Below are 8,619 nucleotides of genomic sequence, written 5' to 3' on the forward strand. Positions count from 1 at the left end.
GGGCGGCGGCGCGATCGTGAACGTCACCTCGATCTCGGGCTATCAGGGGCTTCCGGCGGCGCACACCTACACCGCTGCCAAAGGGGGCATGATCAACCTGACCCGGTCGCTCTGCGTCGCCTACGCCAAGGACGACATCCGCGCCAATGCCATCGCGCCGGGGTTCATCGCCACGCGGATGGTGGCCGATTTCCTGCCGCTCTTCGACGACGAGGCCGTGGCCGAGAGCATCACGCCGATGAAGCGACCCGGCACGCCCGAGGAGATGGCCTACGGCTGCCTCTACCTCGCCTCGGACGAGGCGAGCTACTGCAACGGCACGATCCTGACGATCGACGGCGGCACGACCGCGCGGCAATAGGCGCAGGGGCGGGGGGTGTGCGGCTCGACCCGTTGACGCGTTTCCGACCGGGAGCGCCGGTCACCGCGCCGCGCACTCCCTGCTGATCTTGGCGGCGGGCCGCCTTGCGCGCACGCGCGCGTTGCGCTCGCGCAGGCTGGTCCGTCAGAGCAGGTCCGGTGCCTCAGTGCGCGGGCGGGACATTCCCCACCTGCCGGTTCGTGCCGGTCAGGCGCCGCGGTGGTCCGTCGCGGCACGTTCGATTGGTGTTTTGTACGGTCGGCGGGGCACGTTGCGCCCGAGCGGTCCGCCCGCGTCAGAGCGCGCTTTCGGGCGTGTCGAGCGCGGCGCGGCTGCCCTCGCGCAACGGCGCGAGCCATCCTGCCACCCGCGGCAGTTCGGTGTCGTGGAAGTGACGGGCCGTCCAGAGCCGCGCCTCCGCCGCGCCGTCCACCAGCGCCATGTCCGCGAGGAGCCAGCCAACGACGAGATGACCCGTGGCATGCAGGACCCCGGTGGCATGGGCCAGCGGCTGCAACGGGTCGTCGGCCGCGCCGGCGTGCCGCGCGGCGTCCTCCACGGCATCGGCCGCCCCCTGCAGGCCCGGCGCCAGCGAAGCGGTCGCGGGCCGCCCGGCCGCGCGGGCGGCCGTCGCCCGGATCTCCTCGAGCAGCGCGGCCAGCGCCGTGCCCCCGTCACCCATGACCTTGCGGCGCAGCAGATCGACGCCCTGGATCCCCGTGGTGCCCTCGTGGATCGGGTTCAGCCGGTTGTCGCGGTAGAGCTGCTCGACGTCGAAATCCCGGGTGTAGCCGTAGCCGCCGTGCACCTGGATGGCCATGTGATTGGCCTCCAGCCCGAATTCGGAGGGCCAGCTCTTGGTCACGGGCGTCAGCAGGTCGAGGCGGGCATGGGCGGTCGCGCGGTCCTCCTCGGTCTCCGCGGCCGCCGCCAGATCGGCGAGGCGCGCGGTGTAGAGACAGAGCGCGAGCCCCCCCTCGGCGATCGCCTTCTGCGCGAGCAGCATCCGCCGCACGTCCGGGTGACGGACGAGCGGCACGGGCGCGGGCGCGCGCCGGTCTTCGAGTGGTCGGCCCTGCCGCCGCTCGAAGGCGTAGTCGCGCGATAGCAGATAGCCGCGCCAGGCGAGCGCGGCGGCGCCGAGGCCGACGTTGATGCGCGCCTCGTTCATCATCTGGAACATGATGGCCAGCCCCTGCCCGGGCTCACCTACCAGCCAGCCGACGGCGCCGGGTGTGCCGCCCGGGCGGTGGCGGGTGCCTTCGCCGAGATTGAGCAGGCAGTTGGAGATCCCGCGGTAGCCCATCTTGTGATTGAGCCCCGCGATGGCGAGGTCGTTGGGTCCGGCCCCCCCGGGCGCCATGTCCGGCAGTACCTTGGGCACGAGAAAGAGCGAGATGCCCTTGGTGCCCTCGGGCAAGCCGCCGTCCGCGTTCTCGATCTTCGCGAGGACGAGGTGGATCGTGTCGGGCGTGATGTCCTGCCCTGCACCCGAGATCCACATCTTGCGCCCTGTCAGGCGAAAGCGGCGCCCGGCCGCATCCTCTCCGTCTGCGCGGGCGCGGGTCGTGATGTCGCCAAGCGAACTTCCCGCCTCCGGCTCGGACAGGCACATGGTGCCGAGCGCCGTGCCCTCGTGCTGCGGCCGGGCGAAAAGCGCGATCTGGCGGGGCGTGCCGTAGGCCGTGATGACGCGCGCGTTGGCCTGGCTCAGCATCGGGAAGCCGCTGGCCGCGATATTGGCGGCCATGACGCCGGACATCGCGGCCGTCCCGACCGTGATGGGAAGCTGCAGGCCCCCATGTGCCTCGTCCACCGTGGCGAGTTGCAGCCCCGCGTCGAGATAGGTGCGCACCGCGTCGCGCACGCCCGGATGCAGCCGCACCTCGCCGTCCGGCAGAAGCTCCGGCTCGGCGCGGTCCGACGGTTTCCAGGCGGGCAGGAACTCCTGCTCGGCCAGTTGCTCGGCCAGATCGAGAAAGGCGCGGTAGTCCTGCGCCGTCTGACCGGCGAAGCGGGGCAGGGCGGTCAGCTGCTCAGCGCCGAGCCAGTCGAAGAGCATGAAGTCGAGAACCGTGCGGTCGACGCCGGGCATCGGGTCTGGCCTCCGGTGTTGTGGGTCAGGCGCGGCGCACGCTGTTCATGCTGGCGCTGATGAGGGCGAGGATCAGGATGAGCCCCTGCACGATGTATTGCCAGTATGTGGCGACGCCCATCACCGAAAGACCGTTGTTGATGACGCCGATCAGCAGCACGCCGACGGCAGTGCCGAAGACGTGGAACTTGCCCGGCCGCAGCGTCGAGGCGCCGATGAAGACCGCGACGAAGGCGTTCAGGAGATAGGTCTCACCCACGCCCTGCGGCCGGCCGGAGCCGAGGTTCGCCGCCGCCACGAGACCGCCGAGCGCCGCGCAGGCTGCCGAGATCGCCATGGCGACGAGCGCGTACTTCTGGAAGTTGATACCCGACAGGCGCGCCGCCTCTCTGTTGCCGCCGATGGCGTACATGTTGCGACCGGGCTGCGTGTGCTCGAGGAAGATCCACAGCACCACGGCCGTGGCGATCATGATCAGGATCGGATTCGGGATGCCGAGGACAACCCCCTGGCCGATGATCTGGAAGCTTTCGGGCATGTCCGAGGAATAGACCGTGCGTGCGCCCGAGACCCCGAGGATCACCCCGGTCACGATGAAACTCATCGCGAGGGTCTCGACGATCGCGGAGATGCCGAGGTAACTGACCAGCGCGCCGTTGATCATGCCGATCGCCATGGCGAGGATCAGGACGGCGAGCACCGCGCCGAGGACGACCCAGCCCGATTCCATTCCGAGTTCGGCGAGAAAGCGCGCGGCGAAATAGCCCCCGAAGGTCGCCATCGCCCCGATCGACAGATCGAAGAGCCCGACGACGAGGCAGACGGTCAGACCCAGCGCGATGATCCCGAGGATCGAGACCTGATTGAGGATGTTCAGCGTGTTGCGCAGCGTCGGAAAGACCTCCGGCCGCGCGAGGCTGAAGATCACGATCAGCAGCACGAGCGAGATCAGGGTCCCCCATCGTGCGAGGAACCCGAGCCAGTCGAAGCCGGCTCCTGCCTGTCCGGTGTCAGTCGTCGCCATCGTCGAGCGCCCCTCCTGCCGCAAGCGTCATGATGTTCTGCTCGGTGACCTGATCGCCCGTCAGGGCCCCGGCCACGCGGCCGCGGAAGAAGACAAGAACCCGATCGCAGATCACCGGGTATTCCTCGAGTTCGGTCGAGGTGAAGAGGATCGCCGCGCCCTCGCCCGCAAGCTCCTCGATCAGGTCGTAGATCTCGGCCTTCGCGCCGACGTCCACCGCGGCGGTGGGCGCGTTGAGGAGAAACACCTGCGCGCCTGTCGAGAGCCAGCGGCCCAGGATCACCTTTTGCTGGTTGCCGCCGGAGAGATCGTCGATCGCGGTCTCGATGCCGGGCATCCGGACCCGCATCCGCTCCGCGACGGCCTTGCCCTCGCGCGCTTCGGCCGCGCGGTTCACGAGGTGCAGGATCGGATCGCGCAGGTAGCGCGCCAGCGACGGCATCGTGATGTTCGTGCGGATCGACTCGGCGTGAAAGACCGACTCGGCCAGCCGGTCGGCGGGGACGTAGGCGATGCCGGCGGCGATCGCGTCGGCCGGCTCTTGCAGCCGCAGCTCAGCCTCGCCCTTGCGAATCGTTCCGGCGCGCCGCCGGATGCGTCCGAACATGAGCGAGAGAACGTCCTCGGCGCCGCTGCCGGGCAGGCCCGCGACGCCGAGGATCTCGCCTTGGTGCAGCGTCAGCGAGACATTCTCGGCGCCGCCGCCCGAGAGCCCCTCGGCCTCCATCGCGACGCTCTCGCGCATGTGGCTGCCGGATTTGCGGCCCGAGAGCTCGCCGCGCCGGCCGACGATCGCCTCGATCACGCTGGCGCGGTCCATCGTGGCGCGCTCGAAGGTGCCGGCGTTGCGCCCGTCGCGCAGCACCGTGGCGCGGTCCGCGATCTCGAACACCTCGGCCAGCCGGTGGCTGACGTAGAGAAAGGAGTGCCCCTCCTGCGCGAGGCGCCGCATCTGGACGAAGAGGGTCTCGACTTCGTGCGGCAGAAGCGCGGTGGTCGGCTCGTCGAGGATGATGATCTTCGCGTCGCTGGCCACCGCCTTGGCGATCGAGATCATGGCGACATGATCGGCGCGCAGCGCCGTAATCTGCGCATCGGTGGAAATGTCGAGGCCGACGTAGTCGAGGATGTCGCGCGCCCTTGCGTGGGCCTTCGGCCAGTCGACGAGGCCCATGCGGCGGGGCAGATCCTCGCCCAGCCAGAGATTCTCGGCCACGTTCAGCGTCGGCACGAGATTGAAGTGCTGGTGCACCACGGCGATGCCGGCCTCGACCGCGCCGCGCGGAGTCGCGAAGTTGACGGGACGGCTCTCGATGCGCACCTCGCCCGCGGTGGCCGCGTAGGCGCCGCAGACGCACTTGATGAGCGTGGACTTGCCCGCGCCGTTTTCGCCGAGCAGCGCGTGGATCTCGCCGCGGCGCACCTCGAGGCTCACGTCGTCGAGCGCGAGGGTGCCAGGGAATTCCTTGCGCAGCCCACGCACCCCGAGCACCGGGGTCTCGCTGCCGGCCGCCTCTTGGCGGGTGAATTCGGTCGCTTCTGCCGTCATCGGCTGCCTCGCCGGAAGAGGCGACGGGCGCCGCGCCCCCGCAGGATCGCGTCGCCCGCCGCACGTGCGTGTCGTGTCACTGAGCGACGGCCTCTCCCGAGAAGAGCATGCAGTCCGCGAAGTTCACGTCTTCACCCTTCGGCGGCACCGTCGCGTCGGTGATCAGGCACGGCTTCAGCGTGAGCAGCTTCGTGGTGGGTGGATTGCCATCGAGCGTCGCCTCGACCACGTCCACCGCGACCGCGCCCATGCGGTCGATGTCGTAGGCGACGGTCAGCGCCACCGGCGCGTCGCCCCGAATGAGATCGATCGCTTCGGGGTTGCCGTCCATCGAGACGATGAAGATCTCGTCGGCCATGCCCGCCTGCTCGATGGCGCGCGCCGCCGGCGCCGCGAGTTCGTCCCAGCCGGTCCAGACCGCGTCGACGTCCGGGTTCGACAGCAGGATGTTGGTGATCTGGTTGTAGGCATCGTCCACCTGGCCGGGCACCTTGACCTCGATCTCGATGACGTCGATGTCGTCATAGTCCTCGAGCGTGGCATGGAAGCCGTGGTCTCGCTCCCGTAGTGCGGGAAGCACGTTCCAGTTGAGCTTGACGACCTTGCCCTCGCCCTCGAGGCGCCCGATCATTTCCGTCGTGGCGATCACGCCGTCGGCGGTGTTGTTCGAGCCGATGTCGGCGGTGATGCCGGGGGCGAGGCCCGAGAAGGTCGAGACGAAGGGGATACCGGCCTCGTTCGCGCGCTCGATCACGCCGGTCATCTGCGGATTGGGCGAGGCGACGTTGATGATCGCGTCGAAACCGCGGTCGATGTAGTTGTTGGCGGCATTGTTGGTCGCCACCTGGTCGCCCTGTCCGTCGAAGACCTCGACCTCCCAGCCGCGCTCCTTCGCAGTGGCCTCGGCAGTGGTGGCCATGATGTTGATCGAGGGCGAGTTGTAGTTCACGGCCACGATGCCGACCTGAACGTCGTCCTGCGCGAGCGCCGCGGGTGCGCCCAGCCCGAGCGCCGCCACGGCGCCCAGCGTGTTGCGTGCCAGTGTCATCTCTTTTCCTCCCTTTGGACGCGGCGCGCTGTGCGGCGCCGTTTCTCCGGTCCGCGGCGCATGCCGGCCTTCGCCGGTCGCTCCCCGTCTCCTCCCGCGGATGCGCCCCGGTTCGACGTTACGCAGCGCATTCTTATCGGTCAACATCTTTGCACCACAAGATTGTCAAACAAAATGGCGGGGCGTAGTCTCTCCCCGTTGGTGCGCATCGGGGGGCCACGCGATGACCGAAAGACGTCTGCCGTTCGAGGGGGCCGTGAACGTCCGCGACCTCGGCGGCTATCCGTGCCGGGACGGCGGGCGGACCGAATGGCGCCGCGTCTATCGCGCTGATTCCCTCGCGGACCTCACGGACGCCGATCTCGACAGCCTCGAGCGGCTCGGCCTCTATGGCCTCGTCGATTTTCGGCTCGACGATGAGCGGGAGCGCAAGCCCGACCGCCTTCCGCCGTCGCACGGGCTGCGCCTGCTGCAGGCGGGGTTCCTGCCGCGCGGGACGCAGGACATGCTGCGCGACGTCGCCGACGGGCGGCTCTCGCCCGAGGAGATCCGGGCCGAGGTCGAGCGCCATTACCGCCTCTTCCCGCAGGAGCATCTGCCCGACTACGCGGCCATGTTCCGTCTGATGATCGAGGCCGACGGGCGCCCGGTTCTCGTCCACTGCACCAGTGGCAAGGATCGGACAGGCTTCGGTGCGGCGCTGCTGCTGCGCGCCGCCGACGTTCCGGACGAGACCATCGCCGAGGACTATGCGCTGACCAATGCCTACCGCCGCGATCTGCGCTTCATGTTCGGCCCGCAGGTGTCGGCTGCGGCGCTCGAGACCCTGACTGCGGCGCACCCCGAATACATCCGGGTCGCCCTCGGCGAACTCTCTAGGATGCATCCGCAGGTCGAGAGTTGGCTCGAGGCGATGGGGCTCGACGCTGCCGAACGGCGCGCGGCGCGGCGCCTGCTGCGCGCCGAGGGCTAGCGGAAATGCCGCCGCAGGCGATCCTTCAGCGGCAGCGCCGTCATGTTGAGCTGCACCGGGCAGATGGACACCGCGTTCTCGGCGATCGCCCCGAGGTCGGTGCCCTCGTCTGCCGCGCCCCGCGTGTAGCGCAGCCGTATCCAGTAGTAGGGCGCGCCGCGCCCGTCCACGCGCCCCTCCGGCGTGAAGGATCCCGGCGGGCGCTGGCCCTGGTCGACGACGTGCAGACCGGTCACCTCGTCCGGTCCCACGGGTGGGAAATTGACGTTGACGAAGGTGCCGTCGGCCATCTCGGCCTTCAGGATGCCGTCGATCACCTGCGGCAGGAAACGTTCGGCGGTCTGCCACGGCACGTCCTCGCCCGGCGTGAACACCTGGCTCAGCGCGATCGACGGCACGCCCAGAAGCGCGCCCTCCATCGCTGCCGCGGCGGTGCCGGAATAGGTCAGGTCCTCGGCCAGGTTCGCGCCCCTGTTGATGCCCGAGAGCAGCAGCGTCGGCGCGCCGTCCATCAGTTCGTGAATCGCCATGATCGCGCAATCCGTCGGCGTGCCTTTCAGCGCGAAGTGGCGGTCGTCCACCTTTCGCACGCGGACGGGGACGTGCATCGAGACCGAATGCGAGGCGCCCGAGCGTTCCTCGTCGGGCGCGATCACCCAGACGTCGTCGCAATACTGCCGCACCACCCGCTCCAGCAGCTGGATGCCCTCGGCATGGATGCCGTCGTCATTGGTGATCAGGATCTTGTGATTCGACAGGTCCATGCTGGCTCCTCCCCGTGCCGGCCCGAAATCATGCCTAGACTTTCATACGTTATTGTAGGACACAAGCGCGAAGGGAGGAGCGCATGACAGACGCCACGATTCAGGGCGTGGGCATGACGGCCTTCGGCCGGCACCCCGACCGTTCGGTGCGATCGCTGGCCGAGGAGGCGGTGCGCGCAGCACTTGCCGACGCGGGGCTTCGGGCGCGCGACGTGGGCGCGGTGATCTTCGGCAACGCGGTGCAGGGCGCGATGGAGGGGCAGTTCGGCATCCGCGGCCAGATCGCCCTGCGCGACATGGATTTCGACGCGGTGCCCATCATCAACGTCGAGAACGCCTGCGCCAGCGCCTCGACCGCGCTGAACCTCGCCGTGATGCATGTGACCTCGGGCGCCTGCGACGTGGCCCTCGCCGTGGGCACGGAAAAGATGGTGCACCCCGACACCGCCCGCTCGATGGACGCCTTCGAGGGCAGCTGGGACCGCGCCGACCGCGAGGGCGCCATCGCCCGGCTGACCGACCTGGGCAAGGGGATGCCCGTGGCCGAGGAGGTGCGCGCTAAGGAGACGCCGCACACCGTCTTCATGGACGTCTATTCCTCCTTCGCGCGGTCGCACATGGCCCGTTTCGGAACCACGGAGCGGCAGATGGCGGTGGTGGCGTCAAAGAACCACGCCCATTCGGTCGAGAACCCGCTGTCGCAATATCGCAAGCCCTTCACCGTGGACGAGGTGCTGAACGCGCGGCTGATCGCCTGGCCGCTGACGCTGCCGATGTGCTCGCCGATCAGCGATGGCGCGGCGGC

The 8,619-nt window shown here is 69.2% G+C and carries 8 protein-coding genes; 3 read left to right on the forward strand and 5 right to left on the reverse strand.

What is annotated here, in order from left to right; all coding sequences use genetic code 11:
• Positions 1-361: SDR family NAD(P)-dependent oxidoreductase (locus ACESL7_RS09740; protein WP_372893132.1), on the forward strand; the 361-nt coding region annotated here is incomplete at its 5' end.
• Positions 362-656: 295 nt separating this feature from the next.
• Here the strand turns inward: ACESL7_RS09740 and ACESL7_RS09745 are convergent.
• The 4 genes from ACESL7_RS09745 to ACESL7_RS09760 all read right to left on the reverse strand — a co-directional run bounded on the left by ACESL7_RS09745 (position 657) and on the right by ACESL7_RS09760 (position 6,077).
• Complete coding sequence (locus ACESL7_RS09745) at positions 657-2,456, reverse strand: acyl-CoA dehydrogenase (RefSeq protein ID WP_372893133.1); 1,800 nt, start codon at positions 2,454-2,456, stop codon at positions 657-659.
• 25 nt (positions 2,457-2,481) lie between these two features.
• A complete protein-coding gene (locus tag ACESL7_RS09750) occupies positions 2,482-3,480 on the reverse strand; it encodes an ABC transporter permease (protein ID WP_372893134.1) in 999 nt (332 codons plus the stop codon).
• Entirely contained in the window at positions 3,467-5,029 is a 1,563-nt protein-coding gene (locus ACESL7_RS09755; protein WP_372893135.1) for a sugar ABC transporter ATP-binding protein, read from the reverse strand. Before ACESL7_RS09755 ends, ACESL7_RS09750 begins: the two co-directional genes overlap by 14 nt.
• A gap of 76 nt (positions 5,030-5,105) precedes the next feature.
• Positions 5,106-6,077 (reverse strand): sugar ABC transporter substrate-binding protein, encoded by a 972-nt coding sequence (locus tag ACESL7_RS09760; RefSeq protein WP_372893136.1) that lies wholly within the window; start codon positions 6,075-6,077, stop codon positions 5,106-5,108.
• A gap of 223 nt (positions 6,078-6,300) precedes the next feature.
• Here ACESL7_RS09760 and ACESL7_RS09765 point away from each other — a divergent pair, with 223 nt between their 5' ends.
• The gene (locus ACESL7_RS09765) at positions 6,301-7,050 is read left to right on the forward strand and encodes a tyrosine-protein phosphatase (protein ID WP_372893137.1); all 750 of its coding nucleotides are present in this window, start codon (positions 6,301-6,303) and stop codon (positions 7,048-7,050) included.
• On the opposite strand, the gene surE is transcribed toward ACESL7_RS09765, so the two are convergent.
• Positions 7,047-7,814: a 5'/3'-nucleotidase SurE gene (surE, locus tag ACESL7_RS09770; RefSeq protein ID WP_372893138.1), complete on the reverse strand. Its 768-nt coding sequence runs from the start codon at positions 7,812-7,814 to the stop codon at positions 7,047-7,049. The genes ACESL7_RS09765 and surE overlap by 4 nt on opposite strands.
• A gap of 83 nt (positions 7,815-7,897) precedes the next feature.
• On the opposite strand from surE, the gene ACESL7_RS09775 reads away from it, so the two are divergent.
• Positions 7,898-8,619: thiolase family protein (locus ACESL7_RS09775; protein WP_372893139.1), on the forward strand; the 722-nt coding region annotated here is incomplete at its 3' end.

Origin of the sequence: Rhodosalinus sp. (genome assembly GCF_041685465.1) — a bacterium.
Taxonomy (GTDB): Bacteria; Pseudomonadota; Alphaproteobacteria; order Rhodobacterales; family Rhodobacteraceae; genus Rhodosalinus.